The organism is Ruegeria sp. SCSIO 43209 (genome assembly GCF_019904295.1).
Taxonomy (GTDB): Bacteria; Pseudomonadota; Alphaproteobacteria; order Rhodobacterales; family Rhodobacteraceae; genus Ruegeria.
In genome coordinates this window covers 3160001-3186678 of record NZ_CP065359.1, presented here as the reverse complement: position 1 = coordinate 3186678, position 26678 = coordinate 3160001, and the positions used below count along the sequence as shown (strand labels likewise).

At 56.9% G+C, this 26678-nt stretch carries 21 protein-coding genes; 12 read left to right on the top strand and 9 right to left on the bottom strand.

Going from position 1 to position 26678, the window contains the following annotated elements; translation table 11 throughout:
* Positions 1 to 4: 4 nt before the first annotated feature.
* The 6 genes from gltB to I5192_RS15925 all read left to right on the top strand — a co-directional run bounded on the left by gltB (position 5) and on the right by I5192_RS15925 (position 10358).
* Positions 5 to 4537, top strand: coding sequence for a glutamate synthase large subunit (gene gltB / locus I5192_RS15950; protein WP_223117261.1), 4533 nt, complete (start codon positions 5 to 7; stop codon positions 4535 to 4537).
* Between the two features lie 167 nt (positions 4538 to 4704).
* Entirely contained in the window at positions 4705 to 5673 is a 969-nt protein-coding gene (locus I5192_RS15945) for a Hint domain-containing protein (RefSeq protein ID WP_255611981.1), read from the top strand.
* 38 nt (positions 5674 to 5711) lie between these two features.
* Positions 5712 to 6452: a monofunctional biosynthetic peptidoglycan transglycosylase gene (mtgA, locus tag I5192_RS15940; RefSeq protein WP_170598598.1), complete on the top strand. Its 741-nt coding sequence runs from the start codon at positions 5712 to 5714 to the stop codon at positions 6450 to 6452.
* A 60-nt stretch (positions 6453 to 6512) separates the two neighbouring features.
* A complete protein-coding gene (locus I5192_RS15935) occupies positions 6513 to 7178 on the top strand; it encodes a glutathione S-transferase family protein (RefSeq protein WP_170399162.1) in 666 nt (221 codons plus the stop codon).
* A 76-nt stretch (positions 7179 to 7254) separates the two neighbouring features.
* The gene (gene queG / locus I5192_RS15930; RefSeq protein WP_170515246.1) at positions 7255 to 8292 is read left to right on the top strand and encodes a tRNA epoxyqueuosine(34) reductase QueG; all 1038 of its coding nucleotides are present in this window, start codon (positions 7255 to 7257) and stop codon (positions 8290 to 8292) included.
* 62 nt (positions 8293 to 8354) lie between these two features.
* A complete protein-coding gene (locus I5192_RS15925; RefSeq protein ID WP_223118319.1) occupies positions 8355 to 10358 on the top strand; it encodes a hydantoinase/oxoprolinase family protein in 2004 nt (667 codons plus the stop codon).
* A gap of 26 nt (positions 10359 to 10384) precedes the next feature.
* Here the strand turns inward: I5192_RS15925 and msrA are convergent, their stop codons facing one another.
* Both msrA and msrB read right to left on the bottom strand, forming a co-directional pair.
* Entirely contained in the window at positions 10385 to 10897 is a 513-nt protein-coding gene (msrA, locus tag I5192_RS15920; RefSeq protein ID WP_170408742.1) for a peptide-methionine (S)-S-oxide reductase MsrA, read from the bottom strand.
* Entirely contained in the window at positions 10897 to 11343 is a 447-nt protein-coding gene (msrB, locus tag I5192_RS15915) for a peptide-methionine (R)-S-oxide reductase MsrB (RefSeq protein ID WP_170399151.1), read from the bottom strand. The genes msrA and msrB overlap by 1 nt, the downstream gene beginning before the upstream one ends.
* Positions 11344 to 11486: 143 nt before the next feature.
* Between msrB and I5192_RS15910 the strand changes: the two genes are divergently transcribed.
* The gene (locus I5192_RS15910) at positions 11487 to 12008 is read left to right on the top strand and encodes a glutathione peroxidase (RefSeq protein WP_223117260.1); all 522 of its coding nucleotides are present in this window, start codon (positions 11487 to 11489) and stop codon (positions 12006 to 12008) included.
* Here I5192_RS15910 and I5192_RS15905 read toward each other — a convergent pair.
* The 6 genes from I5192_RS15905 to I5192_RS15880 all read right to left on the bottom strand — a co-directional run bounded on the left by I5192_RS15905 (position 11984) and on the right by I5192_RS15880 (position 19489).
* Positions 11984 to 12871 (bottom strand): DMT family transporter, encoded by an 888-nt coding sequence (locus tag I5192_RS15905; protein WP_223117259.1) that lies wholly within the window; start codon positions 12869 to 12871, stop codon positions 11984 to 11986. The genes I5192_RS15910 and I5192_RS15905 overlap by 25 nt on opposite strands.
* A 182-nt stretch (positions 12872 to 13053) precedes the next feature.
* Positions 13054 to 14601: a hypothetical protein gene (locus tag I5192_RS15900; protein ID WP_223117258.1), complete on the bottom strand. Its 1548-nt coding sequence runs from the start codon at positions 14599 to 14601 to the stop codon at positions 13054 to 13056.
* 174 nt (positions 14602 to 14775) lie between these two features.
* A complete protein-coding gene (locus I5192_RS15895; RefSeq protein WP_010442901.1) occupies positions 14776 to 15063 on the bottom strand; it encodes an HU family DNA-binding protein in 288 nt (95 codons plus the stop codon).
* Between the two features lie 130 nt (positions 15064 to 15193).
* Positions 15194 to 16657: an AMP nucleosidase gene (locus I5192_RS15890; RefSeq protein ID WP_170399140.1), complete on the bottom strand. Its 1464-nt coding sequence runs from the start codon at positions 16655 to 16657 to the stop codon at positions 15194 to 15196.
* A complete protein-coding gene (ade, locus tag I5192_RS15885; RefSeq protein ID WP_223117257.1) occupies positions 16654 to 18456 on the bottom strand; it encodes an adenine deaminase in 1803 nt (600 codons plus the stop codon). Before ade ends, I5192_RS15890 begins: the two co-directional genes overlap by 4 nt.
* 157 nt (positions 18457 to 18613) lie before the next feature.
* Positions 18614 to 19489, bottom strand: coding sequence for a LysR substrate-binding domain-containing protein (locus I5192_RS15880; RefSeq protein WP_170399135.1), 876 nt, complete (start codon positions 19487 to 19489; stop codon positions 18614 to 18616).
* A 116-nt stretch (positions 19490 to 19605) separates the two neighbouring features.
* Between I5192_RS15880 and I5192_RS15875 the strand changes: the two genes are divergently transcribed.
* Positions 19606 to 20361 (top strand): class II aldolase and adducin N-terminal domain-containing protein, encoded by a 756-nt coding sequence (locus I5192_RS15875; RefSeq protein ID WP_223117256.1) that lies wholly within the window; start codon positions 19606 to 19608, stop codon positions 20359 to 20361.
* Between the two features lie 24 nt (positions 20362 to 20385).
* A complete protein-coding gene (locus I5192_RS15870) occupies positions 20386 to 21372 on the top strand; it encodes a sterol desaturase family protein (RefSeq protein ID WP_223117255.1) in 987 nt (328 codons plus the stop codon).
* A 65-nt stretch (positions 21373 to 21437) separates the two neighbouring features.
* Here I5192_RS15870 and I5192_RS15865 read toward each other — a convergent pair whose 3' ends face one another.
* Positions 21438 to 22070 (bottom strand): class I SAM-dependent methyltransferase, encoded by a 633-nt coding sequence (locus I5192_RS15865; protein ID WP_170408735.1) that lies wholly within the window; start codon positions 22068 to 22070, stop codon positions 21438 to 21440.
* 88 nt (positions 22071 to 22158) lie between these two features.
* Between I5192_RS15865 and I5192_RS15860 the strand changes: the two genes are divergently transcribed.
* The 3 genes from I5192_RS15860 to katG all read left to right on the top strand — a co-directional run bounded on the left by I5192_RS15860 (position 22159) and on the right by katG (position 26672).
* On the top strand, positions 22159 to 23016 hold the full coding sequence (locus I5192_RS15860) for an SDR family oxidoreductase (protein ID WP_223117254.1): 858 nt from the start codon (positions 22159 to 22161) through the stop codon (positions 23014 to 23016).
* A 46-nt stretch (positions 23017 to 23062) separates the two neighbouring features.
* Entirely contained in the window at positions 23063 to 24046 is a 984-nt protein-coding gene (locus I5192_RS15855) for a glycosyltransferase family 2 protein (protein WP_223117253.1), read from the top strand.
* A 424-nt stretch (positions 24047 to 24470) separates the two neighbouring features.
* Positions 24471 to 26672, top strand: a complete 2202-nt coding sequence (gene katG / locus I5192_RS15850; protein WP_223117252.1) for a catalase/peroxidase HPI — start codon at positions 24471 to 24473, stop codon at positions 26670 to 26672.
* Positions 26673 to 26678 lie beyond the last annotated feature (6 nt).

Here is a 26678-nt window from a genome sequence, read left to right as displayed (position 1 = left end):
GCCAATGACCAAATATGATGCCGATTGGGTGCGGGTCGAGGAAGCCAAGCGCAAATGGATGGCAGAAAACGGTCTCTATTCAGAGGAAGAAGAGCATTCCTCGTGCGGTGTGGGCCTTGTTGTGTCCGTCGATGGTAAGCCGTCACGCAAGGTGGTGGATGCCGGGATCGATGCGCTAAAGGCAATCTGGCATCGCGGCGCGGTGGATGCGGACGGTAAAACCGGGGATGGCGCAGGTATCCATGTGCAGATCCCGGTCCCATTCTTCTATGATCAGATTCGTCGCACGGGTCATGAACCAAACTTGGATGAACTGGTTGCTGTCGGTCAGGTTTTCCTGCCCCGCACGGATTTTGGCGCGCAGGAACAGTGCCGGACCATCGTGGAAACCGAAGTTCTACGTATGGGTTACTATATTTATGGCTGGCGACATGTGCCGGTTGATGTGACCTGTCTGGGCGAAAAGGCCAACGCGACCCGGCCCGAGATCGAGCAAATTCTGATCTCGAACTCCAAAGGCGTGGATGAAGACACGTTCGAGCGTGAACTCTATGTCATTCGTCGCCGTATTGAAAAGGCGGCGCTGGCCGCAGGAATCTCGGGGCTGTATCTGGCGTCGCTGTCTTGCCGGTCGATCATCTACAAAGGTATGATGCTGGCCGAGCAGGTCGCTGTTTTCTACCCCGACCTGATGGATGAGCGGTTCGAGTCCGCTTTTGCCATTTACCACCAGCGCTATTCGACCAACACGTTCCCGCAATGGTGGCTGGCTCAGCCCTTCCGTATGTTGGCGCACAACGGTGAGATCAACACGCTGAAAGGCAACATCAACTGGATGAAAAGCCACGAGATCCGCATGACCTCGGACAGCTTTGGCGTCTATGCCGAGGATATCAAGCCGATCATAGCGGGCGGATCGTCGGATTCTGCCGCATTAGACTCGGTATTCGAGGTTTTGGTGCGTGCGGGGCGCTCGGCGCCGATGGCGAAAACCATGCTGGTTCCAGAAAGCTGGTCCAAGCAAGCAATCGAGCTGCCGCAAAGCTGGCGCGATATGTATTCCTACTGCAACTCAGTGATGGAACCTTGGGATGGCCCTGCTGCGCTAGCAATGACGGATGGCCGCTGGGTGTGTGCCGGTTTGGATCGGAACGGTCTGCGCCCGATGCGCTATGTGGTAACCGGCGATGGTCTGGTTATCGCGGGGTCCGAGGCGGGTATGGTGCCGATTGATGAGGCCACCGTGACCGAAAAAGGCGCGCTGGGACCGGGCCAGATGCTGGCTGTCGATATGAAAAAGGGCAAGCTGTTCCGCGACAAGCAGATCAAGGACAAACTGGCCCGAGCACTGCCGTTTGGCGACTGGGTCGGCAAGATCAACGATCTGGACGAGTCACTTGCGGGCGTTACGGAACACCCGAAATTCACCGGAGAAGAACTGCGCAAGCGTCAGATTGCGGCAGGGTATTCTGTGGAAGACCTAGAACAGATTCTTGCCCCGATGGCAGAGGACGGCAAAGAGGCGCTGGCTTCGATGGGGGATGATACGCCCTCGGCTGTTCTGTCCAAGCAATACCGCCCGCTTAGCCACTTTTTCCGACAGAACTTCAGCCAGGTGACGAACCCTCCGATCGACAGTTTGCGTGAATACCGTGTGATGTCGCTGAAGACGCGGTTCGGCAACCTTAAGAACGTGCTGGACGAAGACAGCAGCCAGACCGAGATAATCGTTCTGGAAAGCCCCTTTGTCGGCAATGCACAATGGGACACCCTGGTCAATCAACTGGGTTCACCCCTTGCGGAGATCGATTGTAGCTTTGAACCCGGCCGAGGCGCTCTGAGCGCCGCCTTGGCACGTGTTAGAGCCGAAGCGGAAGAAGCCGTGCGCTCGGGCGCGGGTCACTTGGTTCTGTCTGACATGAATTCAGGGCAAGGTCGTGTGGCGATGCCGATGATCCTGGCCACCAGTGCTGTGCATTCGCACTTGACCCGTCAGGGTTTGCGGACCTTTTGTTCGCTGAACGTGCGGTCTGCTGAATGTGTTGATCCTCATTACTTTGCGGTTCTGATCGGCTGTGGCGCGACTGTTGTGAACGCCTATCTGGCCGAAGACTCACTGGCTGATCGCATTGACCGTGGTCTGCTGGACGGCAACCTGACCGAAAACGTTGCGCGCTATCGCGAAGCCATCGACCAGGGTCTGCTGAAGATCATGGCCAAGATGGGTATTTCGGTGATCTCGTCCTATCGCGGTGGTCTGAATTTCGAAGCCGTGGGTCTCAGCCGCGCGATGGTGGCCGAGTATTTCCCGGGCATGACCAGTCGTATCTCCGGCATCGGTGTCACCGGCATTCAGACCAAAGTCGAAGAAATTCATGCTAAGGCGTGGGACAGCGGTTTGGATGTTCTGCCCATCGGAGGTTTCTACAAAGCGCGTAAATCGGGTGAGACCCACGCGTGGGAAGCAACCTCAATGCACATGATGCAAATGGCCTGTAACCGCGCCTCATATGAGCTGTGGAAACAGTATTCGGCCAAGATGCAGTCCAATCCTCCGATTCACTTGCGCGATCTGATGGATTTCAAGCCGCTGGGCAAGCCGGTGCCGATCGAAGAGGTCGAATCGATCACTTCAATCCGCAAACGCTTTGTCACTCCAGGCATGTCGCTGGGCGCCCTCAGCCCCGAGGCGCACAAGACACTAAACGTGGCGATGAACCGGATTGGCGCGAAGTCGGATTCCGGCGAAGGTGGTGAAGACCCGGCGCATTTTGTGCCCGAACCCAACGGTGACAACCCGTCGGCCAAGATCAAACAGGTGGCCTCGGGCCGGTTCGGCGTGACCGCCGAATACCTGAACCAGTGCGAAGAGCTTGAGATCAAAGTCGCCCAAGGCGCGAAACCGGGTGAGGGCGGTCAGCTGCCGGGTATGAAAGTCACAGACCTGATCGCGCGTCTGCGGCATTCTACCAAGGGTGTGACGCTGATATCGCCGCCGCCGCACCACGACATCTACTCGATCGAGGATTTGGCGCAGCTGATCTATGACCTGAAACAGATCAACCCGCGCTGCAAAGTGACGGTTAAGCTGGTGGCGTCCTCGGGCGTTGGCACGATTGCTGCCGGTGTGGCCAAGGCGAAAGCCGATATTATCCTTATTTCGGGTCACAATGGCGGCACTGGGGCCTCACCTGCGACCAGCATCAAATATGCCGGCCTGCCATGGGAAATGGGCCTGACCGAAGCCCATCAGGTTCTGGCGATGAACAACCTGCGCGACCGTGTGACTCTGCGGACGGATGGTGGCCTGCGCACCGGTCGTGACATCGTCATGGCCGCGATGATGGGCGCCGAGGAATACGGCATCGGTACCGCCGCCCTGATCGCAATGGGCTGTATCATGGTACGCCAGTGCCAGTCGAACACCTGTCCGGTGGGCGTGTGCACGCAGGACGAATCGTTGCGTGCCAAGTTTACTGGCAACGCGGACAAGGTGGTGAACCTGATCACCTTCTACGCACAGGAAGTGCGAGAACTGCTGGCTAGCCTCGGCGCACGCTCGATTGACGAAATCATCGGTCGTGCTGATCTGCTAGCACAGGTCAGCCGCGGATCGGCGCATCTGGATGATCTGGACCTCAACCCGCTGTTGATCACCGTCGATGGTGCACATGATATCGTCTACAACCGCGACAAGGATCGTAATGCAGTGCCGGATACGCTGGATGCCGAGATTGTGCGCGATGCAGCACGGTTCCTGAAAGACGGTGAGAAGATGCAACTATCTTACGCGGTGCAGAACACGCATCGGACCGTGGGTACACGTGTCTCAAGCCACATCGTCCAGAATTTCGGCATGCGGAACACGTTCCAGGACGATCACTTGCATGTGAAACTGCAGGGTTCGGCCGGCCAGTCGCTGGGGGCTTTTGCCGCTCCAGGTCTCAAGCTGGAGGTCTCGGGTGATGCCAACGACTATGTCGGCAAGGGGCTTTCGGGCGGCATGATTGTTGTGCGACCCCCGCAGGTGAGCCCGCTCAAGGCGGAATATAACACCATCATTGGCAACACCGTCCTATACGGTGCCACCGATGGCCACCTATTTGCAGCAGGCCGCGCAGGTGAGCGGTTCGCGGTGCGAAATTCAGGTGCCAGAGTGGTTATCGAAGGCTGCGGCTCGAACGGATGTGAATACATGACCGGCGGCGTTGCGGTTATTCTCGGCGATATCGGTGCCAACTTTGGTGCGGGGATGACGGGTGGTATGGCTTATCTGTACGACCCCGAAGGCAAGGCCGAAGCGCTGATGAACATGGAGACGCTTGTCACCTGTCCGGTGACAGTGGACCATTGGGAAGATCAGCTGAAAGCAATGATCGAGCGCCATGTCGCGGAAACCAATAGCCGCAAAGCCATTGATATCTTACAGCATTGGGATGTGGAAAAGACCAACTTCCTGCAGGTTTGCCCGAAAGAGATGTTGAACAAGCTCAGTCATCCTCTGACCACCGAGGTGGCGGCGGTTCCTGCAGAATAGGTCTTGAGAGATCTAAATCTTTGGCCCGGCGTGTCGTTCCCAACACGCCGGGTATTCTTTTGTCTGGCCATATTGTTTCCAATTCTTGTGTAATGCCGTGCATAACGCCTAGCTTTAGTCATAGTTTATTCGGGAAATGCAGGCATGCTGCTATCCCAATGATGTGAGTGAAGTGGAATATCGGTGTGCCCACGACGTATACAGACCAGTTTTTTGTGCTCGACCCGGCCAATCCGGGTGCGAACGGAACCGTTGTTGGATCCACGCTGAACGTCGAGTTCTTTGATATTATCGATCAGAATGACGATGATCTGGTCAACCGGCTGAATGGAGACTCGGTCGACGGATCTGACATCACTGCGTCTTACTTCGATGATATGGTGACGATCGAGTTGCCGGGTGGTGCGCAGGTTACATATACCGGCGTTACCTTCTACCTTGCTGACGGGCGCGAGGTTTTTACCCCAACAGACGGATCGGTTCTGCAGCAAGGCACGTTTGTTTCTTCGTCAGTCACCGATTTTAGCGATGATGGGGCTTCGTTTGGTTCGGTCGATATCGCCAACGGTGATCTCGGTCCGCCCTGCTTTACGCCCGGCACATTGATTAATACCCCCGATGGGCCCCGGCCGGTCGAGGACCTGAAACTTGGAGATCTGGTTACGACCGCGGATAGCGGCGCTAAACCTGTGCTCTGGATTGGTCGGACCAAGGTAGCAGCCGAGGGTAAACTGGCCCCAATTCGGTTCGAGACAGGGATGTTCGGGCTCACGCGCCCTCTGCTTGTTTCGCCGCAGCACAGGATGCTGATCGATGATTGGCGTGCACCCTACCTGTTTGGCCATGAAGAAGTTCTGATCGCTGCCCATTGTCTTGTGAACGGAACAACAGTCACGCGTGTCGAAGGGGGCGAGGTGGATTATATCCACATTCTGTTCCGGCGACATGAGATCGTGTTCGCCAATGGCGCCAAAAGTGAAAGCTACTACCCGGGACATGCACTGACCCAGGCCGAGCGTCGGACGCAAGCAGAAGTATTGGCCTTGTTCCCGGAGTTGGCGGCGCGCGGAGCAGCCTCAGTCAGAACTGCACGCCCGGTTGTGCGACCGCGCGACGGACAGATGTTGTCGAAATAATCCGTTTCAAATACGCCCTTCGCGGCGTATAGCAAGGCATGGCAAAAAAAGCAGTCCGCAAACCGCGCGGTAAGAAAAAGAAGGCGTCCAGATCAAACAAAACAACAGGCCCCATCGCTCGGATACGGCGCTGGGCCCTTCGTGTTGTTCTGGCGATGGTCGTGGCTTTTGTGTCTTTGGTTCTGATCTATTCAGTCGTGAACCCGCCGGTCACGCATACGATCTGGTCCGAGTGGCGTCGGCTTGGGAAGGTTGATCGCGAGTGGGTGCCGATCGAAGAGATTGCCCCGATCATGGCGCGGTCGGTCGTAGCAGCCGAGGATGCCAACTTCTGCCTGCATTGGGGCTTTGATGTCGAAGCGATCCGCGATGCGCTGGAAGATGGCGGCAGCCGGGGTGCATCGACCATCACGCAGCAGGTGGTCAAGAATGTATTTCTCTGGCAGGGGCGCAGCTGGGTCCGCAAGGCGCTTGAAACCTCGATGACACCGGTTGTTGAAATCGTCTGGAGCAAGCAGCGCATTCTCGAAGTGTATCTGAACGTCGCGGAAACCGGACAAGGGATCTTTGGCGTCGAGGCCGCGGCGCAGAAGTATTATGGGGTGAGTGCGGCAAAAATGTCTCCGACACAAGCGGCGCGTGTGGCGGCGATTCTGCCATCCCCGCGCAACCGGTCGGTGACGGATCCATCGGTGCGGACCCGCAGGCGTGCCGCGTCAATTCTGGATGGAGCGGCCACCATCCGCGCAGATGGACGCGCCGCGTGTTTCGAGGATTGAAACCCAGACCCCTCAGCGGCTAAAGCTTGAAGGGTACTCTACTGGTTCGAATGGAAGTTCATGGCGCGTCTGTTTCACGTTCCCCTCTCGCCCTATTGCCGCAAGGTTCGCCTGTCTCTGGCCGAAAAGAAGATCGAGGTTGAGCTGGTCGAAGAACGATACTGGGAACAGGACCCGGATTTTTTGCGCCGCAACCCGGCGGGTAAGGTTCCTGTGCTGCGACTGGATGGTCAGATCATGGCCGAAAGCGCCGCGATCTGCGAATATATCGAAGAGACCCGACCCGAGCCACCCTTGATGCCTAAAAAAGCCGAAGCACGTTATGAGGTGCGGCGTTTGGTAGGCTGGTTTGATGACAAGTTTCACCACGAGGTGACCTCAAAGCTACTGTATGAGCGGGTGAACAAGAAAGTAACGGGGCAAGGCTATCCGGACAGCAAGAACGTCAAGGAAGGCGCGCGCGCGATCAAGTATCATCTGGATTATATGGCCTGGCTGCTGGATCACCGTCGCTGGCTGGCCGGAGATCAGATGACATTGGCCGATTTCGCCGCGGCGGCGCATCTGTCGGCGCTGGATTACATTTCGGACGTAGATTGGAACCGAAGCTCTGCGGTGAAGGACTGGTACGCCAAGATCAAATCCCGCCCGGCGTTCCGCTCGATTCTGGCGGATCAGGTTCCGGGATTCCGGCCACCGCCACATTACGCGGATCTGGATTTCTGATAGATTGAGGGGTAGGGGGCTGTCCGCCCCCTCTTGGCCATTGGGCCAATTCACCCCCGAAGGTATTTTTGGCCAGATGAAGAGCGGATCGGAGTTGAAACAGCGGTTGGTGGAGCAAGCCTTGTCTGAGGGGTTTGTCGCCTGTCGGGTTTGTCGTCCTTGGGATGTGCCCCTTGTTCCCGAACGGTTGGATGCCTTTCTACAAGCCGGATATCATGGCCAGATGGGCTGGATGGCTGAGCGGGCTCATTGGCGCGGTGATCCGTCTGTGCTGTGGCCTGACGCGCGGTCGGTGATCATGCTTGCGGAGAGCTATACGCCCGAGCATGACCCGACTGCGGTGCTGGCGCATTCCAACTTGGGCGCCATTTCGGTTTATGCGCAGAACAAGGATTATCACGATCTGGTTAAGAAGCGCCTCAAACGATTGGCGCGCTGGCTGATTGCCGAGGGTGGGGGTGAAGTGAAGGTGTTTGTCGATACTGCTCCGGTGCCAGAGAAGGCGCTGGGGCAGGCCGCTGGGCTGGGGTGGCAGGGCAAGCATACCAATCTTGTCAGTCAGGATTGGGGAAATTGGGCCTTTTTAGGGTCTGTTTTCACAACTTTGGATTTGCCTGTGGATGGCGCTGAGGTCGACCATTGTGGCTCATGCCGCGCGTGTTTGACGGCCTGTCCGACCGACGCGTTTCCGGCACCGTATCAGTTGGATGCGCGGCGCTGTATTTCGTATCTGACCATCGAGCATAAGGGGCCGGTGGAGGAAGAGTTGCGCGCGCTGTTGGGCAACCGAATCTATGGCTGCGATGATTGTCTCGCGGCCTGCCCGTGGAACAAGTTTGCGGTCGCGGCCAGTGACCTTCGCTATGCGGCGCGGGAGGAGCTAAAGGCGCCTCCGTTGGCGGAACTGGCGCAGCTGGATGATACAGCATTCCGCGCGATGTTCTCGGGCTCGCCGATAAAGCGGATCGGCCGGAATCGGTTCGTGCGGAACGTGCTTTATGCGATTGGGAACTCAGCGGTGCCGGCGTTACTGCCGGTTGCACAGGCGCTGACCGATGATCCGGATCCGACCGTGGCTGATGCAGCGCGCTGGGCGGCATCCCGGTTGTCGTAAACAGGCTGGACGCGCCGCAGGAAAACGCTACACCCGGTTCTGGCGAACAGATGGAGGACCCGATGGCGTTGGCTTTGGGGGTGGATACGGGCGGAACCTATACGGATGCGGTGCTGATCCGGGATGAGCGCGAGGTGATCGCGTCGGCCAAATCGCTGACCACACGAGCGGATCTGGCGATTGGTGTGGGCCGCGCGGTTTCTGCCGTGCTGGAGACGGCTGATGTGTCTCCGGATCAGATTGGGATGGCATCGTTGTCGACAACGCTGGCCACCAATGCGTTGGTCGAAGGCCAGGGCGGGCGCGTGGCGTTGATCTATGTCGGGTTTCGGGAAAGCGACCTTGAGAAACACGGTCTAAGAGAGGCGTTGAAGGGCGATCCGGCTTTGGTTCTGGCCGGGGGGCACAACCATGCCGGGGGTCAGGTCGCCGAATTGGATGTTGCAGGGCTTGAGGCCTTTTTAGACTCACATTCAGGCATTTCCGGCTATGCGGTTGCAGCACAGTTCGCGACCAGAAATCCGGCACATGAACTGGAAGTGGCGCGCGTGATTTCCGAGCGTACGGGAGTGCCGGTCACGTGCTCTCATCATCTGTCGGCCAAGCTGAATGGGCCAAAGCGTGCAGTGACCGCCGTGCTGAATGCACGATTGATCGGGATGATCGACCGCTTGATCGGGCGCGCGCAGGATCAGTTGCGCGCGCAGGGCATCACCGCCCCAATGATGGTTGTGCGCGGGGATGGCGCTTTGATGAGCGCCGAGCAGGCGCGGGAGCGTCCGATTGAAACGATCCTAAGTGGCCCTGCGGCCTCTATCGTTGGCGCGCGCTGGTTGACCGAAGCTGAGAACGCGCTGGTGTCCGATATCGGCGGGACTACGACCGACGTCGCGCTGATCAGAGATGGCAAACCCGCCATCGACCCTGCAGGCGCGCAGGTTGGCGGTTTCCGGACCATGGTCGAAGCGGTTGCGATGCGGACTCATGGTTTGGGCGGTGACAGTCAGGTGCATGTGGCGACCGAAGGCCTAGGCGGTGGTGTCTTCCTTGGGCCGCGTCGGGTGCTGCCGGTGTCGCTGATCGCAGCTGAGGCCCCGGATGTGGTACATGCGGCATTGGATGAGCAATTGCGGGCGACGACTGTAGGTGAACATGACACGAGGTTTGCCCGTCGTGTGCCGGGTATCCCCACCGATGGGGTCGGGCCGCGTGAATCAGTGTTACTGGACCGGTTGGAGGATCGTGTTGTGCCGCTCAGCAGTCTGTTGCAAACCCGGATGGAGCATGGGGCACTGGGTCGTTTGGTGGATCGCGGGATCGTACAGGTCTCGGGTGTCACCCCTTCGGATGCCAGCCATGCTCTGGGGCGGCTTGCGGATTGGGACTGCTCGGCAGCGCTCAAGGCGCTGGAACTGATGGCGCGTAAGCGGGTTGGATCAGGGGACAGGCTGGCAGTATCGCCTGAAGCGCTGGCTCAGCTCATTGTCGATCAGTTGACGGAACAAACCTCATTGACCTTATTAGAGACTGCTTTTGCCGAGGAAAGCCATGGGTTTGACCAGCCTGCAAGAGATCTGGCCCGGCATGTTCTGACGCAGCGCGGGTTGGCGAAACACCGTGGGTTGTTGGCATTGGATACCGCGCTGAATGTGGATGTAGTGGGCCTTGGGGCTTCGGCCCCCAGCTATTACCCGGCAGTCGGAGAGCGGTTGCATTGCAAGATGGTCCTGCCAGAGCATGCCGGTGTTGCAAATGCCATCGGTGCGGTTGTCGGGCGGCTGACCCTTCGGCGGGCCGGTTCAGTTACGTCCCCGGCCGAAGGCCGCTATCGGGTACATCTGGAAGAGGGGCCGCAGGATTTCTCGGACTCGAATTCCGCTCTGCAGCTGCTTGAAGAGGTGCTGCGCAACGAGGCTGAGGGCGCGGTGCGCCAAGCAGGTGCCGAGGATATACGCGTGACAGTCGACCGCGATATCCGCACCGCCAAGATTGAAGCGCAAGAGGTATTCGTCGAAGCGTTGATCACGGTCGAGGCCAGTGGACGACCTCGGGTGGCGGTCGGATAGCCCCGCAAGGGGCTATACCGCGCAAGTCATTCTGCCGCACTGGAGCGTTTTGGCAGCACCCAGTCCGGGCGCGGGAAATGGCAGGTGTATCCGTTGGGGATGCGCTCTAGGTAATCTTGATGCTCGGGCTCGGCTTCCCAGAAATCGCCGACGGGTTCGACTTCGGTCACCACATTGCCGGGCCAAATGCCACTGGCGTTGACATCGGCAATTGTATCTTCGGCCACCTGTTTCTGGGCATCGTCCACATAGTAGATCGCCGAGCGATAACTCATTCCGCGGTCATTGCCCTGACGATTCAGGGTGGTCGGGTCGTGGATCTGGAAAAAGAACTCTAGCAGATCGCGATAGGTGATCTGGGTCGGGTCGAACCAGATTTCGATCCCTTCAGCATGGGTGCCGTGGTTGCGATAAGTTGCGTTTGGCACATCGCCACCGGTGTACCCGACGCGGGTGCGCGAGACGCCGGGCAATTTGCGGATCAGGTCCTGCATGCCCCAAAAGCAGCCTCCGGCCAGAACGGCGCGTTCATCGGTCATCAGATATCCTCCACATGGATCAGAAATTCGCCATACCCTTCGGCCTCCATCTCGTCGCGATGAATGAACCGCAGCGAGGCGGAATTGATGCAATAGCGTAGCCCGCCATGTTCGCGGGGGCCATCGGGAAACACGTGGCCCAGGTGGCTGTCGCCGTGTTTCGAGCGGACCTCGGTCCGGATCATGCCATGAGTGGTGTCGCGAAACTCTTCGACATGTTCATGTATGATTGGCTTGGTGAAACTGGGCCAGCCGCAGCCGGATTCATATTTGTGGGTCGAGGCGAACAACGGCTCGCCCGAGACGATATCCACGTAGATGCCCGGTTCCTTGTTGTTCAACAGCTTGCCAGTGCCCGGGCGTTCGGTGCCGCTGCGCTGGGTGACGTGAAATTCTTCAGGTGAGAGGGCCGCAATGACCTCGGGGTCTTTGGTATAACGGGACATGGATCCTCCGGTGTTTGAATGATGATGTCCTATTTGGGCATAGATGCGCAGGAATCAAAACCATATTACAGCGCGCTCGCGGGTCTGTGCAGTTGATCCAAACGAATGCACGGCGCGTATGATTTATAACAGGAGGTGAAGTGATGTTCCGTATGGCTCTGTTGACTGCTCTGATCTTGTTGGGCAAAGCCCTTCAGGCGGCACCACTGACGGGCGAATTTTCATCAATCGATGGCGCGACATTATCACTGGAAGACTGGCGCGGACAGCCCGTGCTTGTGGTCAACACGGCGTCGCTTTGCGGCTTTACCGGACAATACGCAGCGTTGCAGGAGCTGCACGAAACATATGAAGAACGCGGGCTGGTGGTACTGGCGGTCCCGTCGAATTCGTTCAAACAAGAGCTGGCGTCGTCGAAAGAGGTCAAGAATTTTTGCGAACTAAATTATGACCTTACGCTTCCGATGACGGATATCACTCCAGTGAAAGGTTCGGATGCCCATCCGTTTTACCAAGCTGTTGCTGCGCAGACTGGCTTTGTCCCGAAATGGAACTTTAACAAAGTGCTTATTGGCCCCGAGGGTGAGGTCGTTGCCACCTATGGGTCAAGCACCAAGCCAAATGCGCCTAATTTGATAGATCAGGTCGAGGCGTTGCTGCGCTGACCGGGCTCGCGCGACAGCTGTACGGCAAGAATACCCAGTGTTGTGATCAGAACCCCCACCGCATCCAATGGGCCCAGCTTCTCACCCAGTAAAATGGCGGCGATGGTCACGCCGAATACCGGGTTGAGGAAATGGAACGTTGCTGCACGGATCGGGCCGATGCGATCCAGTAGCAGGAACCAGATGAAAGTTGCCAGAAGGCCCGGGAATAACGTGGTGTAGGTAAAAGCCAGCACAAAAGGCAGTGTGGCGTGGATATGAATAGACTCGAACACCGGGGCGGCGAGAAACAGCACCGCCGATCCGATAAGCATCTGCAGCCCAACCACCATCATGAAGTTACCGCCCGAAGTCGCCCCCCGAACAGCCAAGGTGGCAAAGGTCAGCGCAAGCGCTCCGATTCCGCAGAGCAGAACCCCGAACAGATCGACACCAGCGTTAATCCGGCTACCCATGATCAGCGCGACACCGACAAAACCTGCCAGCAAGCCGACGATGCCCAGCGGGCGTATCCGCTCACCCAATAGCAGCCAGCCGGCTAGGGCTACCAGCAGGGGCATAGTCGAGGCGATGATCGCCGCGACCGAAGCCTCGACTGTCTGCATCGCATAGAAGTTTAGACCCAAATAAAGAGCATTTTGGCAGATTCCGAACAGAATAGTGGCGCGCCATTGGTTGCGAGTCAGGCGCCAGCTTTGCCCCATGGCGCGTGCGATCGCCACGCCAATTAGCCCCGAAATCAGAAATCGCAGCGCCAACGAGAACAAAGGCGAGGCATCGGCAACGATGATCCGCGCCGAGCTGAAGGCCGAAGACCAGATGAGGGCGAAAACAAGCCCCATGGCGATGGCGCGCAGGTCCATTACGGCCTCCTAATGAAATTCGGGCGACTGTTCCTGATTTTAACATGAGCTGCAAGGACCCATTGCGTCGAATAGCGGGGTCGCCCGATAGTTGGCATCAATGAGCTTGCGCGCAATGAGAATGAGCAGAGCTTTTTGTAGAAAAGCGCTGCTCATCATTATGATTCAGCTTGTCGCTTGATTCAGGCGAAAAAGCTAAGATCGTCCATCGAGAACCAACCCGCGTTCTCGACATGGTCATTGGTAATTTCACCTCCCGATGCAACGAACTCGACGTGATCAATATCGCGCCAGTCAAACTCGTGTGTGACGTGATCGAATGTCAGATCGACCTCTGCGGAGTGCACCAGCTCATCGCCATTATAGGCATTGATAGTGACTTGGTTTGCCCAGTTCGATTCAGGAATATACGTGGTGTCCGATCTGGAAGCATTGGCCAAGGAAACGCTGTTGAAGTTGAATTCTTCGCCATCGCTTTTCGAGAAGCCGACAGTTGCCCCCCAGGAATTGAACGCCTCCAGGTCGGGGTCGGGGTTTGAGCCACCGTATTCGTATGGGGTTAGAATACCATCAGTGTTGCTCTGCCCTTTGCTAACACTTGCAATAAATGCACCATTCAGCACCTGATCACTGTCATTGATGCGGGTTCCGTCATTGAAATCCAGCACGAACTCTTCAAGCGGGTCAGGCGCGGTCAGTTCCGGGAAGTATTGGAACAAGGAGTCAGGGATGTCCTCGACCTTTTCATACAAAGAAATCTCTTTCCCGCCTGCGTCTGGATAGCTGGTGACCTTCAATGCCCAAGAAGCACTGTCGTCCCCGTCCAGTTGCAGCACGTCAGAACGGTTTCCATCCGCATAAAGTGTAACGGTTACGTCCCCATTATCTTTCTCCAGCCGACGTTCTGAGATTTGTCCGTCCTGATAGGTGGTCGTGATCGAATCCCAGGATTTCGCATCCAGCTCATCGGTCTGGCTGATGCTGACGCGCTGGCCATTTGACCAGATCTCATGTTTCACGACTCCATTGTCATATGTCGTTGTCTTTTCAGATTTCTTTCCACTGCCATCAAATGAGGTGCTGATGGTTTCCCACGACTTTATGTCGCTTCCGTCTGTCTGCGTTACGTTGCTACGCTGTCCGTCTGTCCACGTTTCCTGTCTGATAATTCCATTGTCATAGGTGGTCGTCCGTCCGGTTGTCTCTCCGTTGACATCGAAGAACGTGTCGATCCGATCCCAGGATTTGGTTTGTAGAAAGTCCTGAACAGTACTGAAATGACCGGGCGCGAAGGCTTCAACCGTCCGGGTACCATTATCGTTTGTTATCGTGCGGCCTATGATATTGCCCGACGCATCATAGCGTAGAACGATCTGGTTCCAGGATTTTGCACCGTCTCCGAAAAACCCATCTTGGATGAGAATCTCATTCGGAACACCATTTTGAAAGGTCTCGGTCACGCGGATACTGTCTGGGTAAACCGTTCCGCGTTCGGTCATTATTCCATTGGCGTCATAGTCAATGAACCGATTATCAAAGCCCAGTGCCTCATCTGTTCCGACATAAAATTCCTGACGCAAAACGCCGTCTTCGTAAGTCCCGAAGACCTCGTATCCGGCATCAAAAGTCGTCCGCGTTGCAACGACAACATCGTCTTCAATCGTGTATTGGATGCTTGCCCAGTCGAATTGATTTTCTGTATCGAATTCAGTGGTTTGATATCGTGCCATAAATCGAGATTCCTCAATAATACTTCCCATTAAGCGAGTGGATGAGGAATATGACACAACTATGGCGATAGCGGCAAAAACTCGATATTAATCAGATGCTTACATAACTTATTCAGACAAAAAAAGGGCCGCCCGGTGGCGACCCCTTCGATCTTGCGATCTGTCTTCGGCGAATTAGCCGTTGACGCTGTCTTTCAGAGCTTTCGCGATGGTCATTTTGACCACTTTGTCGGCTTCTTTCTTGAACTGCTCGCCGGTGGCGGGGTTGCGCACCATGCGCTCGGGGCGCTCGCGGCAGTAGATTTTGCCAACGCCGGGCAGGGTGACGGCACCACCGGCCGAAACTTCGCGAGTGATCAGGCCGGTCATGGCCTCCAGCGCGGCATTTGCAGATTTCTTGTCAGTTCCCATTTCCTCAGCGAGAGCAGCCACCAGCTGAGTCTTTGTCATAGGCTTTGCCATTTCTTGGTCTCCTTAACGTGCCCGATCTATAGGGCCTCACCGCGTAACTGTAACGGGATATTGTGGCTGAACACAACGAATAGTAGCACTAAAAACCCCAAAAATAGGGGAAATTCGTTGCTTTTTTGCTTCAGAGAAAGGCCGTTTCGTCAAACGAACGCAATTTCCGGCTGTGTAACCGTTCCAGCGGCATGCCGCGCAAGTGCTCCATCGCCCGGATTCCGATCGCCAAATGACGACTGACCTGAGTGGTATAGAACGCCGAAGCCATGCCGGGAAGCTTTAATTCACCATGCAGGGGCTTATCCGAGACGCACAGCAAGGTGCCGTAAGGAACCCGGAACCGATAACCGTTGGCTGCGATTGTTGCACTTTCCATATCCAGCGCAATCGCACGGGACTGGCTGAGCCGTTGCACCGGGCCGGACTGATCGCGAAGCTCCCAATTGCGGTTATCGACTGAGGCGACTGTACCTGTTCGCATGATACGTTTCAGCTCGTAGCCTTCCAACTCGGTTACCTCGGCCACAGCCTGTTCCAGCGCGACCTGGACTTCGGCCAGCGGTGGGATCGGCACCCAGACGGGCAGATCGTCGTCCAGCACTTTGTCCTCGCGCAGGTAGGCATGTGCCAGTACGAAATCCCCAAGCGCCTGCGTGTTGCGCAGACCGGCGCAGTGGCCGACCATCAACCAGGCGTGCGGGCGCAGAACCGCAATGTGGTCGGTGGCCGTTTTGGCATTCGATGGCCCGACGCCGATATTGACCAGCGTAATCCCAGACCCATCCGCGCGTTTCAGGTGGTAGGTTGGCATTTGCGGCAGTTTAAGGGGCTGTTCCAGTACGGCTTCGGCGTCCGTGATCTCAACATTCCCGGTCGAGACAAAGCTGGTATAGCCGCTGTCGGGATCGGCCAGTTGAGCCCGTGCGTAGCTCTCAAATTCCGAGACATAGAACTGATAGTTGGTGAACAGCACGTGGTTTTGGAAATGACCGGGGTCAGTCGCGGTGTAATGCGAAAGCCTTGCCAACGAATAGTCCACCCGCTGGGCCGTGAACAGCGCAAGGGGCCCGGCTTCGTTTTCCAGCTCGTGCACGCCATTCACGATATCGTCGTTTGTTGTATTCAGGTCCGGTACATCAAACGCATCGCGCAGAGTGAAACCAGCTGCACCCTGATGCGGGACAACCAGATCCGGGTTATTGGCGACAGCGAAATGGACCGGGATCGGCGTTTCCGAGGCTCCGATTGTGACCGGCTGATCGTGGTTCTTGATCAATAGTGCGATTTGCTGGGTAAGGTATGACCGGAACAGATCGGGGCGCGTCACTGTCGTGGCATGAGTACCTGGTTCGGACACGTGACCGAAGCTCAGCCGACTGTCGACCTGCGCGTAAGACGAGGTCCTGATCCGGATTTCGGGGTAGAACGCCCGAAACCTCTCGGTAGGAGCGCCGTTCTTAAGTGCATTTGCAAACCTATCGCACAGGAATTTTGTCGCCTGTTCATAGAGCTCTTCTAAACGTGCGACAGCTGCAAGCGGATCGCTAAATTTCTCGGGGTTGGGAACGTCAGGTGTTCGGATAGTAGTCATGCAAGGGGTTCCAGAAGGTCGATCTTTTCGAATGTACGTACATCCACCAGCCCAAGGTCCGAGATCCGCAGTTCAGGAATCACAACCAGGGCCAGCAGAGAATGCTGCATATATGCGTTGTTAAGCTGACAGCCGCAGGTCTTCATCGCCTCGACCATTTGTTCCGCTTTGGCGGCAACCTCAGTCGCTGGGTTGTCGGACATCAAGCCTGCGATGGGCAGTTCCACCAAGGCCAGTTCCTCGCCATCGCGAAAGATTGTGATGCCTCCGCCCACTTCGGCCAGCCGGTTCGCGGCCAGTGCCATCTGTTCACGGTCGGTGCCGACAACAATCATATGGTGGCTGTCATGCGCAACGGTCGAGGCCATGGCCATTTTGCCTTGATACCCAAAGCCCGAGACAAAGGCGTTGGTCACACCCCCCGTGGCGCGATGCCGTTCGACCAATGCGATTTGGCACACATCGCCTTCGCCTTCAACAAGCCCTTCGATAATCGGCAGCTCGGATTTCAACGCTTGCGTTGGGGCCTGATTTTCAACCACCCCGATCACGTTGGCCATGACACGGTTCGCTCCGGCAGGGGCTGCGATTTCAAAGTCTGTCGAGGTCAACGCATGCCCTAGGTGTACGGTATTTCGCGCCTTAGCGGGCCAGTTCAGATGCGGGCATTCGACCGTTACCGTCCCGTTTTCAGCCACAATCTGACCGCGCGCGACCACGGTTTCGATCGGAAGCTCTACCAGATCAGAACTCAGGATAATGTCAGCGCGCCGCCCGGGTGTAATCGAGCCGATCTCGCGTTCCAACCCAAAATGGGTCGCCGTGTTGATCGTCGCCATTTGCAGCGCAATCAGAGGATCGCAACCACAGGCAATCGCATGTCGCACTACGCGGTTCATGTGTCCGTCATTTACCAGCGTTCCCGAATGGCAGTCGTCGGTGCACAAGATGAAGTTGCGCGGGTCCAGCCCTTTTTCAGTCACCGCAGTAATCTGGCTTTCGACATCATACCAAGCCGACCCCAACCGCATCATTGACCGCATTCCCTGACGGACACGTGCGATGGCGTCGGCCTCGCAGGTGCCTTCATGATCATCCGCAGGGCCACCAGCGACGTAAGCGGCAAATTCAGGCCCTAAATCTGGCGAAGCATAGTGCCCGCCAACTGTTTTACCGGCGCGCTGTGTGGCTGCGATCTCTGCCAACATTTTCGGATCGCCATGAATGACACCGGGAAAGTTCATCATCTCGCCCAGTCCGATGATACCGGGCCACGACATCGCCTCGGCCACATCCTCAGCAGTGATTTCGTACCCGGTCGTCTCCAACCCGGGAGCTGATGGCGCGCAAGACGGCATCTGGGTGAAAATGTTCACCGGCTGCATCAGCGCCTCGTCATGCATCAGTCGCACACCTTCTAACCCCATCACATTCGCGATCTCATGCGGGTCGGTGAACATCGAAGTTGTGCCATGCGGAATGACTGCGCGGGCAAATTCTGCCGGGGTCAACATGCCCGATTCGATATGCATATGTGCGTCGCATAACCCCGGCACCAAATAGCGACCGTGCGCCTCGATGATCTGAGTCTCAGGACCGATACAATGCGCGGCGTCCGGCCCCACAAAAGCGACGCGCCCCGCAGCGATCGCCACGTCATGGTCAGGCAGGGTTTCGCGGCTATGCACATTGACCCAGACGCCGCCACGGATCACCAAATCGGCAGCCTCGCGGCCAGCAGCAACAGCGATGAGACGAGGGGCGGTATCGGGCCAACTTGGGAAGGGAGTGTATTCCATGGCCCAACTTTCCCGAATGCGGCGCAAGGTGCAACCCCCACTATTAAGGTATCATGGAATCATCACAAAACCTGCCATCCGCAGCGCGCCAGCGCTGCCACGCCCAACCAGAGGAGAGGCCCGAAGGGCATTGACGATGGGTGGGAGCGACCCGCGATTAGTTGTGGCGATCGGCTTCAATCTCCGCGCGCAGCCAGTCGACAAACGCCAACGCGCCCGGCGTTTCCTCGGCTTGGGGCGATAGCAATAGATAATAGGCCTCGGGCATAGCAGCGCGATGGTTGAACGGCGCGATCAGGCGGCCTTCTTCAATCAACCGTTTTGCGATCATGTCGTGGGCTAAACACAAGCCTCCTCCGGCCATCGCAACCGACAGGCTGACCAGATAGGTCGTCGAATAGGTTACCTTGGGTTTTTGCCAAGTTAGACTCTGATCTGTGATCCAACTCTCCCAATTCGACAACAAATTTGAACAGTCGAATAGGGGCTGTTCCTGCAGAGTTTCCAGCGTCACCGGGAAGTCGGGGGCACAGACAGGATAGTAGTGATCTGTTCGCAGCAATTCCGTTCGCACCGTATCGGCTGGGCGCAGCGAATAGCGGATTTCCACCGCCGCGCCTTCGGCCATTTCACGCGGCTCCCAGAGCTCAGTGAAGATATTCAGATGTACATCCGGATGCAGTTCCCGAAACCGGGGTAGGCGCGGAGCCAGCCAGTTGACGGCAAATGTGATGTTGCTCTGGACCTGAACCGCGTTTTGTTGTGCGCCCGTGACGGCTTGTGTCCCCCTTACCAGAGTTCGAAAGGCTTCACGCACGACCGGCAAATAGGTGATACCAGCTTCGGTCAGCTCCAATGCACGCGGACGACGAAGGAATAAGGGCTGACCCAAATAGCCCTCTAGTGATTTGATTTGCTGGCTGACTGCGCTTTGCGTCATGTTCAAATCCCGCGCCGCCCCCGTGAATGACAAATGACGGGCCGCCGCTTCAAATGTGCGTAGCCAGCCGAGCGGAGGAAGTGATTTCTGCATGCTTATAACTCTGCCATTAGTTTTACTAATGAACTAGGCTTGTTTTTTTCGTTGGTCAAACGTTTGCGGCGAAGGCACGATTTCCAGAAATCGAATACCCCGCGAAGGAGCCTGGCATGAGCGTTACAAACCTGCGTCCCAACATCGATCATTGGTCCGAACGCGTGGACATGGCCGCCGCATTCCGCTGGACTGAGCGGCTGAACATGCATGAAGGGGTGGCGAACCATTTCAGCCTTGCGGTGAATGAAGACGGCACGCAGTTCCTGATGAATGCCAACCAGATGCATTTTGCGCGTATCAAGGCGTCAAATCTGCTGCTGCTTGATGCCAATGACAAAGATGTCATGGATCAGCCCGGCGCACCGGACCCAACGGCTTGGGGGCTGCACGGATCGATCCACCGCCATTGCCCACATGCGCGCTGCGTGATGCACGTGCATTCGATTTTTGCGACGGTTCTTGCCTCGCTGGCAGACAGCACCTTACCGCCGATCGATCAGAACACCGCAACTTTCTTCAATCGCTACGTAATCGATGAAGAGTTCGGAGGTCTGGCTTTTGAAAGCGAAGGTGAGCGCTGTGCCGCGATGCTGTCGGACCCGAAAAAGAAAGTCATGATCATGGGCAACCACGGGGTTTTGGTGATCGGCGACAGTCCGGCAGATGCCTTTAACAGACTCTATTATTTTGAACGCGCCGCAGAAACGTACATTCGCGCTCTTCAAACCGGGCAACCTTTGCGCGTTCTGTCCGATGAGATTGCTGAGAAAACCGCGCAAGAGCTTGATGAATATCCCGGTCAGGCCGAAGCACATCTACGCGAAATCAAATCTGTTCTGGATGCCGAAGGCTCGGATTACGCAACCTGAAGCGCACTGTTAGGAGTTTCAGCCATGACCGATATGCATGATGCAGAAGCCGCCCGATGGAATTACCGCCCCGAAGGGCCCGTCGGTTTGAACCCTTTGTTCAACTGGCCGCCGCGTCCTGCGGCTATCCTGAACTGGTACAAAGGGGCTTGGCTTCCCCTTACGTCGCTGACGCTTTGCATGGTGATGGCTTTTGCCGTCTATTTCGTGTTTTTACCTCCATTAGAGACCATGCAGAGTTTCGCGCCCGGCTGGATGTTCCGTATCTGGCTGCTGAACATGGTGCCTCAGATCATGATAGCAGGAGGTCTGCATTGGTGGCTTTACATGCGCAAAGGGCAGGGCATGTACAAGAAATTCGACCGGCGTGATCTGACACGTGACAATGGGTCGTTTACCTTTCGAAATCAGGTTTTGGATAACGTCTGGTGGACGCTGGGAAGTGCGATGACTGTGGCGACGGTCTATCAGTGGCTGATCTACTGGGCCATGGCGAATGGCTATGCGCCAGTGATAACCTGGGCCGCGGCCCCCGTTTGGTTCGTGATCTGGATGCTTTTCATCCCGATGTGGTCAGGGCTTCATTTCTACTGGGTGCACCGATTGGAACATCACCCGAAACTCTACAAGCACGTTCATGCTGTGCACCATCGCAACGTCAATATCGGACCATGGTCAGGAATATCGAACCACTGGTATGAAAACCTTCTCTATTTCACCACCTACTTCATCCATCTGATTGTACCCTCGCATCCGCTGCATCTGCTGTTTCACGCCTACTTCCAGCAGATCAGCCCGGTACTGTCTCACTCGGGTTTCGAAAAACTGAAGGCTGGTGAAACGGATGCCGCGCGGGCCGGGGATTTCTTCCACCAGCTTCATCACCGGTATTTCGAGTGTAACTACGGCACATCCGAGATTCCGTTCGACAAGTGGTTCGGCACTTATCACGATGGTTCAGCCGAGGCGACAACGCGGACACGGGCTTTCAAGAAGCAGATGTATACTTAGACACGAGGGCGTTCTGCCCCACCGAGTTCTGCATAGGTCCGTATATGACCTACGCAGAGCTTTGGTCAGGTTTTCTCAAACAACGCGATCAAAGCGACGTCATCTTTGTTGGGGCCGGCAGCAAGATCGCCATAAATCCGGACCTGCGTTAACGATAAGTCTCTGATCTGATCCGCCTCGAGGCGGCGGAAGGTATCGGCGAACCCGAGCGCCTCAAAGTGTTTTGCGTTGATCGACAGGGCGAACTGCGCACCATGGCGTGCGACACGCAAGAGCGCTGGCAAAACTTCTGGCCCAAGATGGCCATGGGTGAACGTTCCGGACGAGACGACACCGGCATAGCTGCCGCGCGGAACCGGCAGGCCCTGATTGAGATCGGCTTCGATCGCGTCGCGATAGATATCCTTGCGCATCGCCTCGTCCAGCATTTCGGCGCTGATATCGGTGGCGTCGATCGGACCCACGCCCAACCCGGCCAGAATAGCTCCGCATAACCCCGTGCCCGCGCCTACATCCAATACCGGGCCTTGTCCGCCTGCACCCACAAAAGCGCGCGCCGTGTGGATGTGGAGTTGATAGTCCTCAAGCGCTGCGAAACTGTCGTCATATTCCCCTGCCCATTCCGCATAAAGGCGCTTGTTCTCCTCGGGCGATTTCAGGGAGTAGGCTGCGTGCAAGTCAGGTGTCTTTTTGGTCATTTCTCAATGAATGCGCATCAGAGGATTCGAATCAAGTGCGTCCATCCGGCGCTTGCATCCACGTGCCGGGCAGATCATCAAAGGGACCATGACACAGACACTATTCTCCTTCGGCCACGGCTATTCTGCCCGAGCGATATCGAGGCAACTGGATCCAACCACATGGCGGGTCATCGGAACCACGCGTGATTCCCAGCAACTTGAGACAATCCGCGACTCGGGCGCCGAGCCTTGGGTCTGGCCGGGGGATCGGCCTGATCTGGATGGGGTGACGCATCTGCTTGTCTCTACAGCACCCACAGCCGATGGTGATCCGGTGCTGGCGGAATTGAAGGATGAGATCGCCGCGCGGATCGGACAGTTCAAATGGGTCGGCTACCTGTCGACCACAGCCGTTTACGGGGATCACCAGGGAGGCTGGGTGGATGAGACGACGCCCGCCACACCGACGGCCGAACGTGGCCGTTGGCGCGTGCGTGCCGAGGAGCAATGGGGCGGCATTCCGGGCCTGCCCTTGCATATCTTCCGACTGGCAGGGATTTACGGGCCGGGTCGCGGGCCGTTTTCAAAGCTGAAACGCGGTGGGTTGCGGCGGATCATCAAGCCGGGCCAGGTGTTTTCGCGCATTCATGTTGACGACATTGCACAGGTTTTGATCGCGTCGATGGCCAAACCCAATCCGGGTGCGATCTACAATGTCTGTGATGATGAACCGGTGCCGCCGCAGGATGTGATCGGCTATGCCGCCGAATTGCAAGGTCTGACGATGCCACCTGCGGTTCCGTTTGATGAGGCTGATCTGACTCCGATGGCACGCAGTTTCTATAATGAGAACAAGCGCGTTCGGAATGACAGGATCAAGGATGAACTGGGCGTCTCATTGCTCTATCCGAACTACCGTGTAGGGTTGGAAGCACTGATGCAGCATCAGAAGGATGCCACTTGATCACCGCGCCTTGCCAAGAAACCGGCACGGATTGTATGGGATTTCGATGAAAGACCGCTCTGTCCCGCTGAACATTACCGTTTCGACCCTGACCCGGCAGCGGCCCGAGATGCTGGCCGCTTTGATTCGAAGCTGGGGAGAGATGAAGTTGCCGCCCGACTGCTCGGTGCGATGTTTGGTGGTGGAAAACGACAGCTCAGCGCTCAGCGAAGGTACCGTGCAGGCAGTAGGGGAGAAGCTGCCTAATGGAGCAAGTCTGAACTATGTCCTTGAGACCGAACTCGGCATCCCGTTCGGACGCAACCGAGCCGCACGCGAAGCGTTGGAGAATGGCTCGGATCTGCTCTGTTTTGTCGATGATGACGAAGTGGTGGCGGTCGATTGGCTTGAACGGTTGGTCGCCGGGTATCGCAACAGCTCTGCCGTGCTAATGGGCGCTCCGCTTCGTGCGGCGGGGCCAACGGGGCAGGAGACCGCGATTCAGCGGCTGATGTTGCGCAATATCAGCAATCGTTACCTCGACAAGGAAAACGCGGCTGCAAAGAAAGCCACGTTGAACGGTACCGGTGGCGTGACCATCGTGACAAACAACTGGCTGGGCGAGACACGCCTGTTCAGCGAAACCGGCCTTTGGTTCGATGAAACCATGCGGATGACCGGCGGGACGGATGCAAAGTTTTATGCCGAGACCGTTGCTGCAGGCTTACCGGTCGGCTGGGTGCCCGACGCTTTTGTGTACGAGACCATTCCTCCCGAAAGGTTGTCATTCTGGTATCAGACCGCCCGTGGAAGGGACCAGTCCAACACCCATATGCGCCGTAAGCTTGATCAGAAGCCAACAAAGGCGATCTTGGGGTTTTTGAGCACCCCCTTTCGCTTGTTGGCGTTGTTAGGGGCAATCCTTCTGTTTCCGTTCCAACCAGATCGGCGATTGATCCAGATCGCCCGAACGGTTGGGTGGCTTGTCGGGGTATTGGGAATTCCCTTCGGCTATAAATCGGCCCTTTATAAGAAGGTCAGTGGCCACTGAATCTGGGCCGGTCAATCCGTTTTGCGTTAGACTCAGTTCAGTCGTTTCATGCGCGGCCATCATCGTAAGCTTATTTGCGTCCACTCTCTCTCGTGCCCGACTTGCGAGGCACGGTGAAGCTTGGTGGTGCAATCGTAATCATGCGCTTCAGGGTCAGGCTGCGCGTAGATGTTAAAGTGATAGCTCTGGATTATCAATATCATCAAAAAACAAAACTTATATGAATGGCTTGGATTTGCTAAATCTACATCCAAACAGAAAGAACGAGTCGTTAATGCTATTTCCTACAATGAAGGCAGGGCCGATCTGCGCGATCCCGCGTAACGCCCATGCCAAGGACGAGCGCAAAAACACTCAAGACCCCTGTTTCTCGTTTCAAAGTTAACCGCGCGACGCACACATCTAGCCAGGACTGGAGATCGATATGGACGGAAGTGATACCCCCAACATGGGCAAATGCCCGGTAATGCATGGCGCCGAGGCCCGGTCCAACCGGGATTGGTGGCCGAACCAACTGAACCTGTCGATTCTGCATCAGCATAGCCCTGCATCGAACCCGATGGGCGAGATATTCGACTATGCCGAAGAGTTCAAGAAGCTCGACCTGAAGGCACTGAAGGAAGACTTGTATGCGCTGATGACAGATTCGCAAGATTGGTGGCCCGCAGATTATGGTCACTATGGCGGTTTGTTCATTCGTATGGCCTGGCACGCAGCGGGCACCTACCGCACGGCAGATGGCCGCGGTGGCGCATCGACCGGCAATCAGCGGTTCGCGCCTCTGAACAGCTGGCCGGACAATGGCAACCTGGACAAGGCGCGCCGTCTGCTTTGGCCGATCAAGCAGAAGTACGGCAACCAGATCTCGTGGGCTGACCTTTATATATTGGCGGGCAACTGCGCGATCGAATCCATGGGCGGTACAACATTTGGATTCTCCGGTGGTCGTGAAGACATCTGGGCACCCGAAGAAGACATTTATTGGGGTGCCGAGACCGAATGGCTGGCCCCAACTGAGAACCCGCACAGCCGCTATTCGGGCGAACGTGATCTGGAAAACCCGTTGGCCGCTGTTCAGATGGGTCTGATCTATGTGAATCCCGAAGGTCCAGATGGTCAGCCAGATGCCTTGGCTTCAGGTCGCGATATTCGCGACACCTTTGGCCGAATGGCGATGAATGACGAAGAAACCGTTGCTTTGGTTGCGGGTGGCCACACCTTTGGTAAGGCCCACGGCGCCGGTGATCCCGGTCTTGTCGGTCCCGAACCCGAGGCCGCCCCGATGGAGGCGATGGGCTTTGGCTGGATCAACGACTTTGGCAGCGGCAAGGGTGATGATACCACCACCAGCGGCATCGAGGGTGCCTGGACCGCAAACCCGACCAAGTGGGACAACGGTTACTTCGACCTGCTGTTTGGCTACGACTGGAACCTGACCAAGAGCCCAGCGGGCGCATGGATCTGGGAGCCTGTTGGGGTCAAGGAAGAGGACATGGCCCCGGCAGCGGGCGATCCATCGAAAAAGGTCAAGACTATGATGACCACCGCCGACATGGCGATGCGCATGGACCCGATCTATGGCCCGATCTCGAAGCGCTTCCACGAAAACCCGGACGAATTTGCCGATGCCTTTGCTCGCGCGTGGTTCAAACTAACCCACCGCGACATGGGTCCGCGTGCGCGTTATCTTGGAGCCGAGGCTCCCAGCGAAGAGCTTATTTGGCAAGACAACGTCCCGGCCGTCGATCACGCGCTTATTGACGACGCTGATGTAGCCGATCTGAAAGCCAAGATACTCGCGACGGGATTGTCTGTCTCAGATCTGGTGTCGACCGCTTGGGCTTCGGCCTCGACCTTCCGGGGATCGGATATGCGTGGAGGTGCCAACGGTGCGCGCGTTCGTCTGGCCCCGCAGAAGGATTGGGAGGTCAACGAACCGTTGAAACTGTCCAAGGCGCTGGATGCGCTGGAAGGCGTTCAGAAAGCGTTCAATGACGCACAGTCTGGTGGCAAGAAGGTCTCATTGGCCGATCTCATTGTCTTGGGTGGTGGTGCTGCCATCGAAAAGGCAGCCAAGGCCGCAGGTCATGACGTTGATGTTCCCTTTAGCCCCGGCCGCACCGATGCTTCGCAAGAGCAGACGGATGTCGAGTCTTTCGCGGTGATGGAACCGATAGCGGACGGTTTCCGCAACTACCTGCACAAGGAATACTCGGTTCCGGCCGAGGCCCTGCTGGTGGACAAAGCGCAACTGCTGACGCTGTCGGCACCGGAGATGACTGCGCTTGTAGGTGGGATGCGTGTGCTGGGCACAAACTTTGACGGAACTTCTCATGGTGTGCTGACCGAACGGGTCGGCACGCTCAGCACCGATTTCTTCGTGAACCTGCTGGATATGGGCACCGAATGGAAACCATCCGGTGACGGCATCTATGAAGGCCGCGACCGCGCAAGTGGTGACGTGAAGTGGACAGGTACCCGCGTGGATTTGGTCTTTGGGTCGAACTCGCAGCTGCGGGCACTGGCGGAGGTCTATGGTCAGGACGACGCAGGTGGCAAATTTGTCTGCGATTTCGTCTCGGCCTGGAACAAGGTGATGAACGCGGATCGTTTTGATCTGAAGTAACCCTAT

Coding starts and splice junctions, on each gene's coding strand:
- I5192_RS15895 (WP_010442901.1), bottom strand. CDS start 15,063: ATGGCAAAGCCTATGACAAAGACTCAGCTGGTGGCTGCTCTCGCTGAG.
- I5192_RS15880 (WP_170399135.1), bottom strand. CDS start 19,489: ATGCAGAAATCACTTCCTCCGCTCGGCTGGCTACGCACATTTGAAGCG.
- katG (WP_223117252.1), top strand. CDS start 24,471: ATGGACGGAAGTGATACCCCCAACATGGGCAAATGCCCGGTAATGCAT.
- I5192_RS15855 (WP_223117253.1), top strand. CDS start 23,063: ATGAAAGACCGCTCTGTCCCGCTGAACATTACCGTTTCGACCCTGACC.
- msrB (WP_170399151.1), bottom strand. CDS start 11,343: ATGTCCCGTTATACCAAAGACCCCGAGGTCATTGCGGCCCTCTCACCT.
- I5192_RS15900 (WP_223117258.1), bottom strand. CDS start 14,601: ATGGCACGATATCAAACCACTGAATTCGATACAGAAAATCAATTCGAC.
- gltB (WP_223117261.1), top strand. CDS start 5: ATGACCAAATATGATGCCGATTGGGTGCGGGTCGAGGAAGCCAAGCGC.
- I5192_RS15890 (WP_170399140.1), bottom strand. CDS start 16,657: ATGACTACTATCCGAACACCTGACGTTCCCAACCCCGAGAAATTTAGC.
- queG (WP_170515246.1), top strand. CDS start 7,255: ATGAAGAGCGGATCGGAGTTGAAACAGCGGTTGGTGGAGCAAGCCTTG.
- msrA (WP_170408742.1), bottom strand. CDS start 10,897: ATGACCGATGAACGCGCCGTTCTGGCCGGAGGCTGCTTTTGGGGCATG.
- I5192_RS15910 (WP_223117260.1), top strand. CDS start 11,487: ATGTTCCGTATGGCTCTGTTGACTGCTCTGATCTTGTTGGGCAAAGCC.
- I5192_RS15905 (WP_223117259.1), bottom strand. CDS start 12,871: ATGGACCTGCGCGCCATCGCCATGGGGCTTGTTTTCGCCCTCATCTGG.
- I5192_RS15870 (WP_223117255.1), top strand. CDS start 20,386: ATGACCGATATGCATGATGCAGAAGCCGCCCGATGGAATTACCGCCCC.
- I5192_RS15935 (WP_170399162.1), top strand. CDS start 6,513: ATGGCGCGTCTGTTTCACGTTCCCCTCTCGCCCTATTGCCGCAAGGTT.
- I5192_RS15875 (WP_223117256.1), top strand. CDS start 19,606: ATGAGCGTTACAAACCTGCGTCCCAACATCGATCATTGGTCCGAACGC.
- I5192_RS15865 (WP_170408735.1), bottom strand. CDS start 22,070: ATGACCAAAAAGACACCTGACTTGCACGCAGCCTACTCCCTGAAATCG.
- mtgA (WP_170598598.1), top strand. CDS start 5,712: ATGGCAAAAAAAGCAGTCCGCAAACCGCGCGGTAAGAAAAAGAAGGCG.
- ade (WP_223117257.1), bottom strand. CDS start 18,456: ATGGAATACACTCCCTTCCCAAGTTGGCCCGATACCGCCCCTCGTCTC.
- I5192_RS15860 (WP_223117254.1), top strand. CDS start 22,159: ATGACACAGACACTATTCTCCTTCGGCCACGGCTATTCTGCCCGAGCG.
- I5192_RS15925 (WP_223118319.1), top strand. CDS start 8,355: ATGGCGTTGGCTTTGGGGGTGGATACGGGCGGAACCTATACGGATGCG.